General features: G+C 46.3%; 1 pseudogene. It reads left to right on the top strand.

From position 1 onward, the window contains the following. Positions 1–4: 4 nt before the first annotated feature. Positions 5–562: pseudogene (locus R7O13_RS29580) on the top strand (penicillin-binding protein activator); the annotation flags it as partial.

Here is a 562-nt window from a genome sequence, read left to right as displayed (position 1 = left end):
TTGATACCTAGCGTTGTCACCAGAGCAAGAAGTGGCTCAAGCTGCAAAATACTTATTTAGCGAAGGCTATAACTTCCCGCTGATCCTAGCGCCAAAAGGCAGCTACGGTGAGCGTGTTGTGCAAGCTTTCAATGAAGAATGGAGCAAGTACAGCTCAAACAAAGTCGCAACAAGCTACTTTGGTGATAAGCGCCAACTACAAAAAGACATTAACGACGTCTTTGGATTACAAGAGAGCAAACAGCGTATCGCACAGATGCAATCGCTCATGCGCATTAAGTTGGAAACACAGCCACGCAGTCGTCGTGATGTGGACGCAGTTTATATTGTCGCTCGTAGCTCTGAACTAACACTTATCAAACCATTCATTGAGGTCGCAATTAACCCAGATGCGAAGCCACCAAAACTGTTCTCGAACTCTCGTAGCAACAGCGGTGGTGCGACGTACGAAGACTTAACAGGCATTATCTACAGTGACATTCCGCTGTTAGTAAACCCAGACCCAATTGTGACCGCTGAAATGAACGAGCTATGGGCAGATCAATCCAACATGGAAAAACGC

Source organism: Vibrio sp. Y176, from assembly GCF_033438945.1.
This window is presented reverse-complemented; position numbering and strand designations above follow the sequence as displayed.